Source organism: Chryseobacterium sp. PTM-20240506, from assembly GCF_048296755.1.
Taxonomy (GTDB): Bacteria; Bacteroidota; Bacteroidia; order Flavobacteriales; family Weeksellaceae; genus Chryseobacterium; species Chryseobacterium proteolyticum.
This window is the reverse complement of record NZ_CP182581.1, coordinates 3,995,241-4,011,659: the sequence shown is the minus strand read 5'-3', so window position 1 is coordinate 4,011,659 and position 16,419 is coordinate 3,995,241. Positions and strand designations below refer to the sequence as shown.

Below are 16,419 nucleotides of genomic sequence, written 5' to 3'. Positions count from 1 at the left end.
AAATGCTTCTAATTAGACATCAATTTACTTCTCAATTCCCAGCGTCTTAACCAATTCCCTTGCCGCAGCACTTCCAGCTCTGTTTGCTCCGATAGTGGAAGCTGAAGGTCCATAACCCACCAAATGAATTCTCGGCTCTTTTGAAACTTCAGTGGCAAGTCTTCCGGACATGATGATACCTCCACCTTCTTCCTTAGGCAAAACAGCATCTAAATGAGACAGAGACCAGCGGAAACCCGTATTCCAAAGAATGACATCAGCTTTTTCCTGTCTTCCGTCTTCCCATTTAACACCTTCTTCCGTAATCTCGCTGAACATAGGAAACCGTTTGAGAACACCTCTTTTTTCCATATTTTTAATTTCATCAGTAACAGGTAAGCCCGTTACCGAAACAACAGATGTTGGCAATAATCCGCTTCTCACTCTTTTATCAACCATCGCAACTGCTAAACTCCCGGCCATATCATCAAACGGTCCTTCACGAAATTCCGGAGGCCTTCGTGTAACCCATGTAGTGGTGGTTACTTTTGAAATCTGATCCAGCAATTGAATCGCAGAAATACCACCTCCGACAATGATCACGTGTTTTCCTCTGAAGTATTCAGCATTTTTAAAATTTCGAGTATGCAGCTGTTCGCCCTTAAAAAGCTTAGCACCCGGATATTCCGGGATATATGGATTTTCCCAGGTTCCCGTAGCATTAATGATGCCTAATGCAGAAAAGGAAACAGAAGATGTATCAATATAAAACCGTTCTCCGTTCAGGCTCACTTTTTCAACCTTTACGGGCCGATAGACCTGTAATCCAAACTCTTTCTCATACAAATCATAATAATGCGGAACGGCAATATTAGCACGAACTTCCTTTTCATCTCCCTGAATAGTTTCTTCAAATGACATTCCCGGCAGATCATGAATGCGGTTTACTGTACTCAAGGTCAGGGAGTCCCAACGGGATTGCCATGCACCTCCAGCTGAAGGTGCAGCATCTAAAATAATAAAATCCCGACCGATTTCCAGTCCCATTTTTTTGAGGTGATATGCTGTAGAAAGTCCGGCTTGCCCGGCTCCAATAACTGCAATTTTTGTTTTATACCAAATTTTTCCTGCCATTTCAGATTTTTTAACGCCAGCCCAATTCAGGAGCCACATATTTCAAAATGGATTCAAGTACATGTACATTGTAATCCACACCCAATGTATTGGGAATTGTCAATAATAAAGTATCTGCTTCCTGAATGGCTTCATCCTGAGCCAACTCCTTAATGAGCTGTTCCGGTTCAGCAGCATAACTTCTTCCGAAAATAGCACGTTGGTTCCCCTCTAAAACACCTATTTTATCTGTTCTGTCGGCTTCATGCCCGAAATAATATCTATCCTGATCGTTGACGATTGCGAAAATAGACCGGCTCACAGAGACTCTCGGGGTCCGTGTATGTCCTGCTTTTTTATAAGCCTCTCTATACAAACGAATTTGTTCAGCCTGCTGAATGTGAAAAGGTTTTCCACTTTCATCAAACTTCAAAGTAGAGCTTTGCAGATTCATACCGGTTTCTCCCGCCCAAACTGCAGTAGCATCCGAAGCAGAGCCCCACCAAATGCGATCACGTAATCCTTCAGAATGGGGTTCTATACGCAATAATCCTGGAGGATTAGGAAACATCGGATTAGGATTAGGTTGAGCAAACCCTTCTCCTCTCAACAAATCAAAAAACTCCAAACCTTTACGACGTCCCATATCGACATCTGATTGTCCATCTTCCAAATCATATCCGAAGTATCGCCAACCATCAATGACCTGTTCTGGTGAACCTCTACTGATGCCTAATTGTAACCGGCCTCCAGAAATCAAATCTGCTGCACCGGCATCTTCTACCATATACAATGGGTTTTCATACCGCATATCGATGACACCCGTTCCGATTTCAATTTTTTTGGTTCTGGCACCAATAGCCGCTAACAAAGGAAACGGCGACGCCAACTGGTTAGCGAAATGATGCACTCGAAAGTACGCTCCGTCAATCCCAATTTCTTCTGCAGCTACAGCCAGATCTATGGATTGCAACAGAGTGTCACCTGCTGTTTTGGTATCATATGAAGGATGATTTCCCCAATGTCCAAACGATAAAAATCCTATCTTTTTCATATATCTAATTTACAAAATGTAATCTCTTGAAATATTATCATATGGTAAGTTCGGAATATAACAAGTCCTTACTATTTACCAATACATTTCAGATACAAGACAGATTGCATTCCGTTTTTATATACACTGAACTGGATCAAAGATCTGTGCCCCGGTAAAAATAGTCTCCAATAAAAAAACATCAGCAAATTGCTGATGTTTATATTCTGTCCTGTAATTTTCAAATCGTTTTAGTTCAATTTTGCGGTCAGCTTTTTAAACTGTTTTTCTGCATTTTTACCTTCATACAGAATTCCATAAATGGTATCAACAATCGGAAGTTTCAGATTTTTTTGTTTAGCCGTTTTATAAATAGAGTTAGCAGCGTAGTATCCTTCTGCTACCATGTTCATGGACTGGATAGCAGATTTTACAGTGTATCCTTTTCCTATCAGATTCCCTAAACTTCTGTTTCTGGAAAACAATGAATAGGCCGTCACCAATAAGTCCCCTAGATAGGCACTTTCATTAACATCTCTCGGTGCCTCATATATGGCTTCAAGGAATGTTTCCATTTCTCTGATCGCATTCGACACAAATACGGCCGTGAAGTTGTCTCCATAACCCAAGCCACTTGCTATTCCTGCACCAATGGCGAAAATATTTTTAAGGATTGCACTGTATTCGTTCCCTAAGATATCTTTACTTGAGTGGACTTTTATAAAATCGGAATTAAAGATATTCAACAGTTTCTCGGAAACTTCATCCTCTACAGTAGCTACGGTAAGATAAGAAAGACGTTCCATCGCTACTTCTTCAGCATGACAAGGTCCGGCAATTACCGCCTGATTTCGGAATCCGATCTGAAATTCATCTCTCAGATAATGAGCAACCACATCGTTTACTTTAGGAATAATCCCTTTAATTGCAGAAACAAAAATTTTATCTTTATAATCGCAGGTCATCTTATCCAATGTATCTGAAAGATAAATAGAAGGAGTTGCCAGTACAATAATATCACAGGCTGTAACAAGCTCATTGATATCAGTTGTCAGTTTTAAATTTTTAAGATTAAAGTTAACTGCAGTTAAATAAGTAGGATTGTGCCCGCGAAGCTCAATAGCTCCTTTTACAAATTCACTTCGTACACACCAATGTACTACTTTACAGTTTTCAACAAGCATTTTTACAATCGCAGTTGCAAAACTTCCACTTCCTACCACTCCTACGGAAACTTCACTTTTATTCTTTTTCGGATTTGAAGATTCTGAAATAGTTTTCTTTTTCGCCATAATTGAAATGTGAACTGCAAAGATATTAAAACAAAAAATTAAGAACTCTTTCGGAGCGTGATAAAACCTAATTTTTTGAAAACATTAACACTTTCACACAATTAAACCTTTAAATCCACGTTAAATACAGAAATAAGTAAATTTTAATTAAAAATAATTCATAAAACTGTTTTTTAATTAAATTTGCAGGCTAATACTGTTTTAATACTAACTGAAGAAATATGAATAAATTTCTAAGCAGCAAAAAGAAGGTAAACATACTCCTGGGAGGACTTTTACTGGTAGTTTTTGCTCAAGGCATCTTTATAGCTAAGTTATCTTCCGAAAAGGATGATAAAACATACGAAGTAAACCTTGTGAAAATAAACACTGAAAAAGACAGTGTAGATTACTTAAAAATGAAAACAGATCTTACTTTAGTAGATCAAACCGTAGCACAGCTTAACTCATTCCTGAAGTCTAAAGATGTCCCGAGTGAAAAGCTGATGTTTCTGAGTAAAGACAGTATTTCAAACTCTGTCTATCTGGCCAAACAAGCCAACCGTTACAGTCAATATTTAATGGATTTACAAAAAAAACTGATGCAGGTTCCATTGGGAATGCCAACTGACGGATATATTTCCTCCAATTTTGGAGTCAGAAAAAATCCTATTCCATTTAAGACCGTCTATGCTTCCGTAAGGACAAGTGCGGTTGCAGATTCTAAACCAGCAGTTGCCACAGCTCCAAAACCGGAAGTGAAAGCCGAACCTGTTGAAAAGATCATTGAATTGACAGACAGTTACGGAAATAAAAGAGAGGTAAAAGTAATGGTTACTCCAAAAGCATCCAATGCTGCTACTCCATCCGCTGCATCAACCTCTACAAAAACCTTAGCCGCCAATCCGTCATCTTCTAAAACAGCACCAACAGAAAAAAATAATCCACCTGCCGAAGCAGATCAGATGCAATTTCATAAAGGTCTGGACATTGCTGTTGCTTATGGTTCTGATGTAAGAGCAGCGGCAGCCGGAACCATTATTTTCTCAGGACAGAAGGGAGGTTATGGGAATTGCGTAATTGTTTCCCATGGAAATGGCTTGGCAACTTTATACGGCCACTTATCCGAATTGATCGCAAAAGTAAACGATAAGGTAAAAGTAGGTCAGGTGATTGCCAAATCCGGAAATTCAGGACGTTCCACAGGTCCTCATCTTCATTATGAAGTGCACAAAAACAATACTCCGGTGAATCCGAAATTATTTATGAATTTATAATATAAAAACGGCTGTCTTTTGACAGCCGTTTTTGTTATTTTATTCGAAATTTATACTTGAAAAAGAGACTGTGTAATCCGTTATATCTGAGAGAGTTTTATACACAAAGATTCTATCGTTTTAATTTTAATCAATCAAGAATCCGCTAAGGTTGCCGGCTACAATAAGTCTTCTAATTAAAATACCTAAATGAATTATTGGATTAAAAAAACTCGGCTGCCGTCAGGCAGCCGAGTTTTTACCTATTATTTTATTTCAAGATTTTAAACGGTACTTTAAAATGATCGAACGATCCGTCTTTTCCAGCAATATTCGTATAAATTATGTTTTTATTATAATCCTGAATATGGGTAACATTTTCACCGGTTTTAGGTTCATGCCAATACACCATGAATATATTTTTTGCAATCTCAGTTGCCGTATACTCAACAGTATCTGAAATACCTTTAAAAGCTTCTGTACCGCTAAAAGACATCGTTTTATTATCTTTATAATCCAATACAAATTTTCCTTTTCCAAAATCCACTTCAACCTTTCTTCCGATTGCCGGATATGGCGATTTCAGATCCCAGTTCATCTCTCCTAAAAATACCTTAACGCCCATCCCCAACTCATCTTTTCCAGGAAGATCCGGATATTGATTCAGCATATATTTCACTACTGCATCTGAACTTTTGTTCTCATGAACGGCTTTTTTATAGTTTTCTAAATACTTTTTAACAAAGTCCAGAGATTGTAGAGACAAATTTAGTTTCGCAAAATGAGACGGAACAACTTGTTGTGGTTGCAAAGCCTTCATTGCGTCAATCTGTGCAATCCATTTATCAATAGCTTCATTGCTTTGAGTATCTGCCATCCAGATATGAGAATCTACAGAAACGGAAATACCTCCAACAATTGTTTTTAACGAAGGAATCCACAGAAAACTATGGGCAGGATCGTCAGGGTTCTGTCTGATCTCAATTTTATTTCCTTCCAAATCGGGAATTGAGTCTACAGCCTGAGGAACATAAACCTCTGAGGGAGCATCCGCTTTCAACTGAGGATTCCATACTGCCAGCTTATCATCTTTAGAAGCTGAAATAAGGTAAGCTGTCTGCGCAGTGGAAATGATCCTTACGTTAGGAAATGCTTTTTTAATAACATCAAGCCCAAAATAAAAGTCAGGGTCGCTGTGCGAAATAAAAACGGTTTTCAGATTTTTGCCTGTCGCCTTTATTTCCTTTACCAACTCTTCCGCATATTGTTTTTGGAATTGTGCATCAATCAGTATGGCATCTTTATCTCCGTATACAAGAGTAGAGGTAATCGGAAAAATAGCTTTTGCTCCCGGATTATATACTTTTATTTTCAGGTTTCCAGCCCATGCACTCCCTACAAAAACTAAGACAGCCAGTAATGATAATAATTTTTTTCTCAGCATCATAAAATGTTGTTTTGATTAGTAAGCGGCTGTAAAACGTTCGCGGATATGATTGTTCTGTTCCAATTCATCTACCAGAACAACTGCTACATCTTCTACTGACAGAATACTTCTTCCCTCTTCATTCAATACCGGAGTTTCTAAAGAAGTTCTGTATTTTCCTGTTCTTGTTCCTACGTTAGCCTGGTTCATTTCAATTGCAGGGCTAAAGAAGGTCCAATCAAGCGTATTATTTTCTTTGATCTTATTCAAATAATCTCTGGCAGCGGTAGCTCCAGGTTTATATGCTTCGGGAAAATCCGGGGTGTCTACAATTTGTACATGATCCGGTGTATAAAGACTTCCTGCACCTCCTACTACTATAAGTCTTTTTACTCCCGATTTCTCAACTGCTTTTTCAATGTTTTCAGAACCGGTAAGAAAGTCATTGTATAGATTCGGATTTGTCCATCCGGCGTTATAAGTACTGATTACAGCATCAATTCCTTTTAAATTTTCGGCTAGCTGTTCTACATTGTTTACATCAACACTTTTAGCCTTTACTTTGTCATTCTGCTCTACTTTAGAAGCATCTCTTACGATCGCCTCTACTTCATAACCTCTGTTTTCCAATTCTTTCACTACATGTGAACCTACAAATCCTGTTGCACCAATTACTGCTACTTTTTTCATAATGTTTATTTTTAAATTAAATTGTAATAAATTTTGTTACATTTAAGGGTAAAAAATTTTAATTGAATTGATCACAAAACTCCTGTAATGTTTTATCCCCTAAAAATTGAATCACTAACTTTTCTGTTTCGCTGAATAATGTGTTTAAATGATTATTAATCTCTTTTCCGACATTGCAAGCCGGATTAGGATTTAGATTTTTTTTACCCAAAACTTCAGTATTTTTTACTGCTGAGTAAATATCAGAAATACGGATTTCGCTCGCATTCCTTGAAAGCTGGCTTCCTCCTTCTTTACCTTGTCTGCTTGCAACCAGACCAGCGTTTCTTAAAACCCCTAACTCCTTACGAACAACAACAGGATTAATATTAATACTGCCAGCCATCCACTCAGAAGTTAGCCACTCCTCCGGACTGTCTGCCAATAAGGTCATAATATGTACTGCCGTAGCAAATCTTGTATTGTTCATTTTAATTACAGGACAAAGGTAAAACAATTTTTTAATTGTAACAAAACTTATTACAGTTAAATTTTTCTTAAAGTATCAATTTATCCAAATCCAAAAGCAAATAGTTGATGTTCTGATTGATCGTCCTTGTTGCTGATTGCATCTGATTAAGCATTGCTGCACGGTTTTGCAGGTCATCAGCACGATAAAATCCTCCGTCACTAAAAATAACCGAACTGTCTGCAGCTTTCCTATCATCATCGAACTGATAATGAAGCCATCTTTGTTTCATACTCTGGATGATGGAACTTGATTCTTTATTGGAAAACTTCTTCTCGGTATACATATACCAGATAAATGGTGGAAAATTAGGAGATTCAAGTCTTTCGTTCCATATATCCCTGAGGAGATTTCTTTGATGGATAAACTCTACCTTCTTCCCCTTCGGATTCAGGGTAGCCAATCCGAATCCGGCTCCCAAAGCACCCCCACCAATATCTATTGCACTGCTCCATCCCTCATCTTTTACAATTCCTCCCGCAATGGATGCCGCAGCTCCTGCCACAATGGAGTATAAAATAAGTTTATTATTCCTGGAAGCATTGAGATTATCTACATAACTTCCAATCTGAGCCACCCGCTCTCCTTCGCAATCAAATTCAGCCGCTACAGCATCCAGCTCTGTGAGTGCTATCGTAATTTTACTGTTAATTTTAGTTTTAAGTTGTAAAACTTTAACCTGAGCACTTAGTGAGGTATCTTTTTTAAGTTCCATAATCTGATGCACTTCGTCCAGATTATCCAGAGCATTCAGGATAAGGATACTCTGATCGGAAAACATTCCTTTAAGCTCCTTGTTCGCAGTCAGAATAGAGTCAGAATTATAGGAAGGAAGCTCTTTGCTGTAATTGTATTGGAACGGGGCTTTGCAGTAGCTATCTTTTAAAGTAAGAATATTCTGCTTTATGGCCTGATTTTTTTTGGAAACACATGAAGTTATTAAGCTAAAAATAGCAAAAAGGTAAAGCAGCTTTTTCATTCAATCTATTTTTGTGTAGTTAGTTGTTGAAGGAGATTGCATGCCTTATTAAAAAATAATCTATCACCTATTTAAACAACTTAAAATCTAAAATACGAATTTAAAGTAAATAAAAAAATTTACCCAGAAATCGGGTAAATTTTAAGCTTTATTTAATCAGTAAATTATTTAATTCCCAATAGTTCAACTTCAAAAATAAGGGTACTGTTCGGGCCAATTTCTTTGCTGATCTGTTCCTCACCATAAGCCAGGTTAGGAGGAAGGAATAATCTCCATTTACTTCCTACCGGCATTAGCTGAAGAGCTTCTGTCCATCCGGATATTACTCTGTTCAAAGGAAATGACGCCGGAGTTCCTCTTTTTACAGAGCTATCAAAAACCTCTCCTTTGATTGTGGTTCCGTGGTAGTGACATTTTACCGTATCTTTTGCTTTAGGCAGAGCTCCATTACCTTCTGTAATGATCTCATACTGCAATCCGCTTGGCAAAGTTACAACACCATCCTTTTTGGCATTTTCTTCCATGAAGGCTTTTCCATCATTAAGATTTTTTTCTGCCAGTTCTTTTTTGCGTTTAAATAACATATCTGCTACTCCCATTATTTAATTTTTTACAAAGATAAACTTTCTGAAAAACACTGAAAACCGAATGTTAAGCAGATAAAACACTAAAATAACATTATCTTAACATGCAATTCGAAACTTGGTGTTATAATTGGATTTAAAAATTAATGCCAAGCCCAATATTATATAATAAGAAATTCAATGAACTGACAGAGGAGGAAAAAGAACTTCTTACAATCAACAAAAAAAGTATTTCAGATTTTGTTGAACAGTCATCCATTATCAGCGATGTAGATTATGCGACGCGAAATGCTCATGCCACAACATATGCGGTTCTAAAGGGAGAGTTCAAAGTAAATACAAATCTCCCCGATAATCTGCAACCCTTTTTTGATAAGGAAAAATATGATCTTATCATCAGGTTTTCCAATGCACATCTGAAAATTACAAAATCGAAAAAAGAAATACCAGCCTATGGTTTTTCAGTAAAAATAAAAGACGAAACCGGCGATGTTCTGGCCAATTACCCATTGGTTAATTTCCCTTTGTTCCCGGTTAACTCAGTAAGTACATTTTTGAAGCTTTTTACCTCAATAAACCAATTTTTTATAAAAAAATGGAACCATGTATTTCCTCTTGCTTACCAGATAATAAAAATAACCCCATCAGTATTCACCTTTTCATTTTTAAAGCATCTGTTCAGGTTGATCAGCCGGCGTAACAATTTCTTCCTTTCATTTGATTTTCACTCTATCGGAGCATACCGGTTAGGCGAATATATGATTAAAATACAGCTAAAACCTCAATCTCCAGAGAAGAATTTTGGAAAAAAAACAGGTACCCGTGAAGCTATTGAAAATTACTTTTCTTCCAATGAGTATGTGGCGGATGTATTGGTTCAGCTGTGTTGTGATTTAAAGGATCAGCCCATTAATATTTTAAATCGTGAATGGAAGAATGCTCCCCTTATTAAAATAGGTGAAGTATTAATCAAAAAGGATGGTATACTGGAGCGATCGTGTGAACATGAACTCCTGTCTTTTAATCCTTTTGAAAGCAAGACTATTTTCCAGCCCGTTGGTAAAATCCAGAAACTCCGGGATGAAGCGTATAAGGTATCTGTACAAACCCGGCGCAAGATCAATAAACTGTTGCATGGATAGCCTTGAAAACAATTGGCACGAAATAAAAAAACTAGATTCAATAAAAAAGCCTTACTTTTAAGTAAGGCTTTATGATTTATTTTTCTTCAAGCTTTTCTTTTGCTTCGTCCTCTTTTTCAGGGAACATGATTGATAAAATAACTGAAATCACCAGTACTCCACCCACGACCCCTAATGAGATTGGTGATGAAATATGAATCCATGGTGCAATTAACATTTTAACTCCAATGAAAGATAAGATGATAGCTAATCCGTAAGGTAATTTACTGAACATATGAATAAAATTCGCTAATAGGAAATACAATGATCTAAGTCCTAGAATTGCAAAAATATTCGAAGTATAAAGAATGAACGGATCATCAGAAATAGCGAAAATAGCAGGAATTGAATCTACAGCGAAAAGAACATCTGTAAATTCTATTACCCCTACAACAACCAAAAGTGGAGTCGCCATTCTGATCCCGTTTTTAACGGTAAAGAACTTATCTCCATCATAGTTATCGGCAACTTTCCAGAAGCTCTTGATAAGCTTTGCCCCGGCAGTATTACTGAAATCTTCATCCTCATCATCGCCTCCATCACCCCAGGATTTAATACCGGCGTAAATAAGGAAAATACCAAAGAGTGCCATTACAATATTAATCTTAACAGCTTCACCAAAAATGTGCATTTCAGGTAAATAAGTTAAATTGATCAGCTCGACTCCTGCAAAAATAAATATCGCCCTGAAAATCAACGCGCCTATAATTCCCCAGAATAAAACTTTATGATGTAAATATTTCGGAACTTTAAAAAATCCGAAAACAAGGATAAATACAAACAGGTTATCCACTGAAAGGGCCTTTTCTATCCAGTAAGCAGCCTGGTACTGGGTAAACTTTTCCACCGCAAGATGATGGCCGTCAGCCTGATTGAACACCCAATATACCACTCCTGAAAAGATCATGGACAATGAAATCCATACTACAGACCAGATCGTTGCTTCTTTAGATGAAACCTCGTGACTTTTTTTGTTGAAAACTCCCAAATCGAGAAGCAACATGATAACAACCGTTACCGCAAATCCCCACACCAATCCAGGATGCAGTTCTAAAATACTTTGATGTTTTTCCACTTTACTATGTGTTTATTATATACGATAAAAGCAATAGCTGTACAGAGTACAATTATTGCCATTTATTTTAATGCGCGTAAATATAACCAATTTCAGCATAACTAAGCCTGACAAAAGTTTTGTTTAGTAAATTTATGTTTCAAACAATAACCAGCTCGGTATGCCTGTAAATCAATCCATTTGCTGTATTTTTTCTTATAAATACTTTTGCTGTACGGTCTGGATTGTCTGCTCCAGTTTTCTGTCTGCGGTCGGATCTCCGATTGCGTTGAATTTCCATTCCCCGTTTCTTCTGTAAAAAACTCCCATTACCATCGCAACATGCCCACTGAATGATTTGTCATTAGCAATATCGTATTTAGCGAAAACTTCTTTTACATTAGTCGGTGTTCCCTCATAAATACGAATGGACGCAAACGGAATGGTTCCGAAATCCTGACCTCTGTAGCTGTTCAAAACCAGGGCAACATGCTCAACACCGGGATCCAGCTGATTGAAATCCACCGTAATAACCTCATTATCCAAACCGTCATCTCCGTCTACATCTCCTGTAAGATCATCCCCACTATGCTTCACAGATCCGTTTTTAGACTTTAGGTTTCCGAAGTAGATTACTTCCGTTGCATTTTTATTGGAATCATATAAAATACAGCTCGCATCTAAGTCTACTGCTTCTTTTTTACTTCCCCCGAAAAAGCTCTTTTTCTCAATCGCCCCCCAGTTAATTCCCACACAGGCTTGCGTAAGAGTAGTTCCGTTTTCTTTGGTAAGATTAATTCTTTGACCTTTCTGTAAGTTAATAGCCATTTTTTTATGTTTAATTATTTTTTTAGTGAACTGCGAAACCGCTGAATCGCAAAATTACTTTATCCTACCTTTTTTGAAGGTAGCTTCTTTTTAAGTTAATCCGTTAAACTGAATAATTGTGAAATTGCTTCTTTTTTTATCTTATAGTAACTATTTTACAGTTTCTACAAATAATGCAATTTGGCCTTTTTACAATTCAGCAAATTTGCATTTTCCCTCCTTCCTAATTATTCAAATTCAAATTAAGCATTGCACGCAGAATATTTGTTTCTTCATTGACATCAAATATTTTGCTCATAATATCAACGTTTTCTAAGTTTCGAAGATAGTCCTTTAAAACAGACTCTACATCTTCAGGTAGTGTACGTTTTCTTTCACCGATTGATTCCTCCAGCTCCTGATTTTTCCTCTTTAGCTGGTTGATAATAACAATCTGGTTCGATTCATTTTCCGCAGTATTTAAGTACGCAAGTTCATCATCGATCAGGTATAATCTCTTCTCTTCAATGTTGAAGATAAAGTGTTCATCCGATTGAAAGATCCGAAATAACTCATATTCATTTCTGTCGATTCTGTAACCACACATAAAGCGTACTTTAAAGTTTTGTATATTAAGCTTACCTAATAATTTCCTTTCAATAAAATAATCATTGTACTGGTAAGAAGGAACTGGATGAAGCTTAAGTTTTGATTCATCTGCCTCCGTTCTGTAAAATTCCGTTGCATATTTTTTATGAAAATATAAAACATCATTCCAGTTCAGGGTGAATTTATCTTCTGTAAGATCTTTATACAAATTTTTCAAATGCGTAGAAAATATACCGCTGTACATTTTCCTGTCTATTTCAAAACTATCAACTTTCCTTTCTTCAAAAGCTGTAACATATTGATTATTAATATCAATTTCATTAATAACCGCCAGCAAATCGTTTTCCTTTTTCTTCTTTATCTTGGTCAACAATTCTATCAGGCTGTCCGTATACTGAAGGTGAAAAAGCTCAAGCTTCTGAAAATCCAGTGTCTTATTTTCATTGAATAGATTATGTATAATATCTGTTTTAATGTAAATGGATATTATATTAACATTTTCAAAGAAGTTGGCAAGAAGTTTAAGTTTCGTTAATCTTCTTTTACTCTGAGACAGTATGGTTACAGCTTCATCATTCACCGGTGTATCGTATTATTAACCTCTGATATTTGCTTTTAGTTCGCTTTCTAATGTTTGCAGGTCCTGATCCAGCTTTCTTCTGTTTTCTGTTCCTTGCTTTTGGATCTGCTTTACTTCATTCAGGGTATTGATCAACATGGCTGTTGTTTCTTTCAAGGTTTCAGCGGATACAATGGTCTGCTCGTTTGCTTTCGCAACGTTTCTGGAGTTTTGCCCCAGACGTTCTGCATTTTTCCTTAAAATTTCTTCCGTAGTGGAAGATACCTTTTGCTGAATTTCAATATTCTGTTGCTGTCTGTGCATGGCAACAGCTAAAGAAAGCTGATTCTTCCATACCGGCAATGTTGTGGTAAGGATAGTCTGTGCCTTTTCAGCTATGGAAACATTATTGTTCTGTACCAATCTGATCTGCGGAAGGGACTGCATCATGATCAGACGAACAACTTTGAGATCAGCCAATCTTCTGTCCAGCCTGTTAATGAAGTCTCTTTTATCTGCAATCTGATAATCAGCATAATTCTGGATATTCGCTTCCATTTCTGCAAGTTCTCTTCCCGCTCTCTCCATTCTTAGATTCCCTGCAATTACAAGATCTTCTATTTGTTTAATAGAGTTCACATTGCTGTCAAAGATCGTTTGCAATACTGCATTATCCTTTGTAGAAGTAATGATCCCGGCATTTACTTTATAAGAGATCTGATCAATATTATTGATAATCTTATCGTACTTCGCAAATAAGTTCTCAACCTGGGTAATTACTTTTTTCATGAATGGCAAACGGCTTAAAAAGCTTTTCGCTTTATTTCCGCCATTGATTTCATCTACATCCACGTAATTAAGCTCAACCAATAAATTATTGATCAGCTCTCCTACCTCACCTGAATTGGATCTTCTTACGTTATTCAGAAAGCTGTCACTCTGGTTTGCAAGCGTCTTCTGCAGTTCAGAACCAAAATTTACGATAGAACCGGGATTAGTTTCATCGATGGCATTCGCTGCATTTTCATATTTCTGCAGATCATCATTTTTGATTTGGCTTAAATTCACATTTCCATCGCGGTCCACCAGAACCCCAGGTGTTCCCTGGTTGGATTGAACAGGCTGTGCCGGCTCAAATGTTTTAAGAGGTTCAATTGACTGAAGTGGGTCGATAGGTTGATTGGGTTCGTTATCCATGATAAATTATTGATAAAGTGATACAAATTTTTCAAGCCCTTCTCTCTGTCCGCTTCCTACCGCTTCAAACTTCCACTCTCCGTTTCTGTTATAGATTCTTCCGAATTCTACCGCTGTTTCGATGGAGAAGTCCTCATCCAGCTCATACTTTAGAATTTCTTCGTTGGTATCGGTATTGAAAATTCTGATAAAAGAGTTTCTTACCTGTCCGAAATTTTGTTTTCTTGCTTCAGCTTCGTGAATGGTAACAACCACTGTTATTTCCTTTACAGCAGAATCGATTTTGGTAAGATCAATTTTAATTTGCTCATCGTCGCCATCTCCATCTCCTGTTAAATTATCTCCCGTATGGATTACAGCTTTATCCGGAGATTCCAGGTTGTTGTAAAAAATAAAGTGATTATCTGAAACCAATTTTTTATTTTCTCCCAATAAAAATAAAGAAGCATCTAAATCGAAAGAACCTCCTGTAGATGTATTATTGATGTCCCATCCTAAACCTACGGTAAATTTAGGTGCGTTTATATTTTCTCTTTGTCCTTTTTGTAAGTTAATAGCCATAATATAATTCTGTTTGTGTTAAAGCATTTATGTTATTTTCGTATTCTTCTATTAAATGATAGTTATTGCTGATTGCCAGTTCAAGCAAGCTATCGATCTGTTCCTTTTTTACTTTAGACGTAAGATACTCAAAATTACTTGAATCCAACCCTAAAATATATTTCACAATTCTCGTATTAAACTGAAAACCAGATCTCGCCATCACTTCAACAATGTGATCTACATTTTTTACTGCATAGTAATTGAAGTAGTTTTCAATTTTCGGGTCAATATTAAAATTCATTAACTCCGCATAATATAAGAATATGAAATCAGCTTGTACGTCATATTCATTCAATATTTTGTTTACAGTATGCTCATGGCTTCCTGTAATTTTGATATCATCTATAAAAATACAAAGTTTTCCTCTTAGAAAATCCTTGTCAATATAATACGTATCATTAGCAATCAGATTTTTCCGATCCTCGAAATTAAGATTTCCATAATCTGTTGTATAGGTATGATTACGGTTGATCTTTGATAAAATACTTGACTTCTTTCCTTTTTGAAAAAGATAGAAATCAAGGCACTTTTTAAAATAAAAGCATAAAAAGTTTGAAGCAGTGGGAATTGCCATATATGGACTCGGTAAAATCACGATTTCTTTATCGGCATCGAAAAGCCCTTCATAATGTCTAATAAATCCTTCGAATAATTCTTTAGCAAACTTCTCGGCATAAGATTTATCTCCATATTTAAAATAACTGTATTCTGCCGGAGAAAAGCTAAACTCTTCCGCAGAATGAATATGATGTAAACTGTACCTCGTGTTCATAGTTATTATATTGAATGTTTAAGTAAATGTGCATTGAAACCAAAGCTTTTCGCTCCATTAAAATCGGCAATCGCATTATCACCGATATGCAAAATCTGACGAAGTTCCAGCTCCTGGTTTTTGATTTTACTTTTCACTTCCTGAAAAGCAATCGGATTGGGTTTTGAACAATTGATCTCATCTGAATAGATATGGAAATCGATATAATCGTCCAGATTCTCTTCTATTAAAAACTTTCTAAGCGTTTTCCCTTTTATAAAACCGGTATTACTCAAAATATTGATGGTCTTCCCCTGGTTTTTGATCTCGTCGAAAAGCTGGTGTATATTGTCAAAAATAATAACCGGTTTGTACTCCAGGAACAATTCTTCGCTTTTTATATAAAATGCATTGAGATCATCCGTATTGATTTCTTTTATATCAACCTGTAAAGCGCTTAATATAAGAAGATAAATTTCAAATGTATCCACATTCCCTCCTGTTACTTCATTCATCGTATTACACAAATCATCATAATATTTTACTGTTTTTGTAACAGTTTCTATGGGTTGATTAATGGTAAAAAACGAGGTGAACAGCTCAACTCTTTTTGCTTTAAATTCAGGGTGAGATTTTATCAAAGTAAGCCACAAATCAAAAGAGAAATGATAGTGGTTGTGGATGTCAATATCTGTTTTCAAAATGGTACGTATTACAATTTACACAGAGCATTGCTAAAAATTACTCCATATAATTTCATTTTTTCGTCGTTAGTTTTTAGTTTGAATCTATTCAATTCCTCCCAAAGATAATTTTTTA

The 16,419-nt window shown here is 36.4% G+C and carries 17 protein-coding genes; 2 read left to right on the top strand and 15 right to left on the bottom strand.

Features of this window, described 5'->3' with window-relative positions:
* Positions 1-24: 24 nt before the first annotated feature.
* From ACNFU2_RS17960 to ACNFU2_RS17950, 3 genes are all read right to left on the bottom strand, one after another.
* Entirely contained in the window at positions 25-1,113 is a 1,089-nt protein-coding gene (locus ACNFU2_RS17960) for an NAD(P)-binding domain-containing protein (protein WP_411251260.1), read from the bottom strand.
* A gap of 10 nt (positions 1,114-1,123) precedes the next feature.
* The gene (locus ACNFU2_RS17955) at positions 1,124-2,146 is read right to left on the bottom strand and encodes an LLM class flavin-dependent oxidoreductase (RefSeq protein WP_418122535.1); all 1,023 of its coding nucleotides are present in this window, start codon (positions 2,144-2,146) and stop codon (positions 1,124-1,126) included.
* A 230-nt stretch (positions 2,147-2,376) separates the two neighbouring features.
* Positions 2,377-3,417, bottom strand: coding sequence for an NAD(P)H-dependent glycerol-3-phosphate dehydrogenase (locus ACNFU2_RS17950; protein ID WP_172283800.1), 1,041 nt, complete (start codon positions 3,415-3,417; stop codon positions 2,377-2,379).
* Between the two features lie 221 nt (positions 3,418-3,638).
* Between ACNFU2_RS17950 and ACNFU2_RS17945 the strand changes: the two genes are divergently transcribed.
* A complete protein-coding gene (locus tag ACNFU2_RS17945; RefSeq protein ID WP_418122532.1) occupies positions 3,639-4,673 on the top strand; it encodes a peptidoglycan DD-metalloendopeptidase family protein in 1,035 nt (344 codons plus the stop codon).
* A 250-nt stretch (positions 4,674-4,923) separates the two neighbouring features.
* Here ACNFU2_RS17945 and ACNFU2_RS17940 read toward each other — a convergent pair whose 3' ends face one another.
* The 5 genes from ACNFU2_RS17940 to ACNFU2_RS17920 form a co-directional block, all read right to left on the bottom strand.
* Positions 4,924-6,099 (bottom strand): MoaF-related domain-containing protein, encoded by a 1,176-nt coding sequence (locus ACNFU2_RS17940; RefSeq protein ID WP_418122530.1) that lies wholly within the window; start codon positions 6,097-6,099, stop codon positions 4,924-4,926.
* Positions 6,100-6,114: 15 nt separating this feature from the next.
* Entirely contained in the window at positions 6,115-6,768 is a 654-nt protein-coding gene (locus ACNFU2_RS17935) for an NAD(P)-dependent oxidoreductase (RefSeq protein ID WP_172283796.1), read from the bottom strand.
* Between the two features lie 58 nt (positions 6,769-6,826).
* Positions 6,827-7,237, bottom strand: coding sequence for an Rrf2 family transcriptional regulator (locus ACNFU2_RS17930; protein ID WP_172283794.1), 411 nt, complete (start codon positions 7,235-7,237; stop codon positions 6,827-6,829).
* Positions 7,238-7,304: 67 nt separating this feature from the next.
* Positions 7,305-8,255 carry a hypothetical protein gene (locus ACNFU2_RS17925; protein WP_418122527.1) on the bottom strand — a complete coding sequence of 317 codons (951 nt, stop codon included), beginning with the start codon at positions 8,253-8,255 and terminating at the stop codon, positions 7,305-7,307.
* A gap of 164 nt (positions 8,256-8,419) precedes the next feature.
* Positions 8,420-8,854 carry an FKBP-type peptidyl-prolyl cis-trans isomerase gene (locus ACNFU2_RS17920; protein WP_273650750.1) on the bottom strand — a complete coding sequence of 145 codons (435 nt, stop codon included), beginning with the start codon at positions 8,852-8,854 and terminating at the stop codon, positions 8,420-8,422.
* Positions 8,855-8,985: 131 nt separating this feature from the next.
* Between ACNFU2_RS17920 and ACNFU2_RS17915 the strand changes: the two genes are divergently transcribed.
* On the top strand, positions 8,986-9,981 hold the full coding sequence (locus ACNFU2_RS17915; protein ID WP_411251237.1) for a catalase: 996 nt from the start codon (positions 8,986-8,988) through the stop codon (positions 9,979-9,981).
* A 76-nt stretch (positions 9,982-10,057) separates the two neighbouring features.
* Here ACNFU2_RS17915 and ACNFU2_RS17910 read toward each other — a convergent pair whose 3' ends face one another.
* The 7 genes from ACNFU2_RS17910 to ACNFU2_RS17880 all read right to left on the bottom strand — a co-directional run bounded on the left by ACNFU2_RS17910 (position 10,058) and on the right by ACNFU2_RS17880 (position 16,301).
* Positions 10,058-11,095 (bottom strand): TerC/Alx family metal homeostasis membrane protein, encoded by a 1,038-nt coding sequence (locus ACNFU2_RS17910; RefSeq protein WP_172283786.1) that lies wholly within the window; start codon positions 11,093-11,095, stop codon positions 10,058-10,060.
* Between the two features lie 195 nt (positions 11,096-11,290).
* Positions 11,291-11,902 carry a TerD family protein gene (locus tag ACNFU2_RS17905; RefSeq protein WP_172283782.1) on the bottom strand — a complete coding sequence of 204 codons (612 nt, stop codon included), beginning with the start codon at positions 11,900-11,902 and terminating at the stop codon, positions 11,291-11,293.
* A 223-nt stretch (positions 11,903-12,125) separates the two neighbouring features.
* The gene (locus ACNFU2_RS17900; protein ID WP_418122524.1) at positions 12,126-13,070 is read right to left on the bottom strand and encodes a hypothetical protein; all 945 of its coding nucleotides are present in this window, start codon (positions 13,068-13,070) and stop codon (positions 12,126-12,128) included.
* Between the two features lie 15 nt (positions 13,071-13,085).
* On the bottom strand, positions 13,086-14,246 hold the full coding sequence (locus ACNFU2_RS17895; RefSeq protein WP_172283780.1) for a toxic anion resistance protein: 1,161 nt from the start codon (positions 14,244-14,246) through the stop codon (positions 13,086-13,088).
* 6 nt (positions 14,247-14,252) lie between these two features.
* A complete protein-coding gene (locus ACNFU2_RS17890; RefSeq protein ID WP_172283779.1) occupies positions 14,253-14,807 on the bottom strand; it encodes a TerD family protein in 555 nt (184 codons plus the stop codon).
* Positions 14,797-15,621: a phosphoribosyltransferase family protein gene (locus tag ACNFU2_RS17885; RefSeq protein WP_418122521.1), complete on the bottom strand. Its 825-nt coding sequence runs from the start codon at positions 15,619-15,621 to the stop codon at positions 14,797-14,799. The genes ACNFU2_RS17890 and ACNFU2_RS17885 overlap by 11 nt, the downstream gene beginning before the upstream one ends.
* Positions 15,622-15,626: 5 nt before the next feature.
* Positions 15,627-16,301 (bottom strand): HAD family hydrolase, encoded by a 675-nt coding sequence (locus tag ACNFU2_RS17880; RefSeq protein WP_172283776.1) that lies wholly within the window; start codon positions 16,299-16,301, stop codon positions 15,627-15,629.
* Positions 16,302-16,419: the final 118 nt, after the last annotated feature.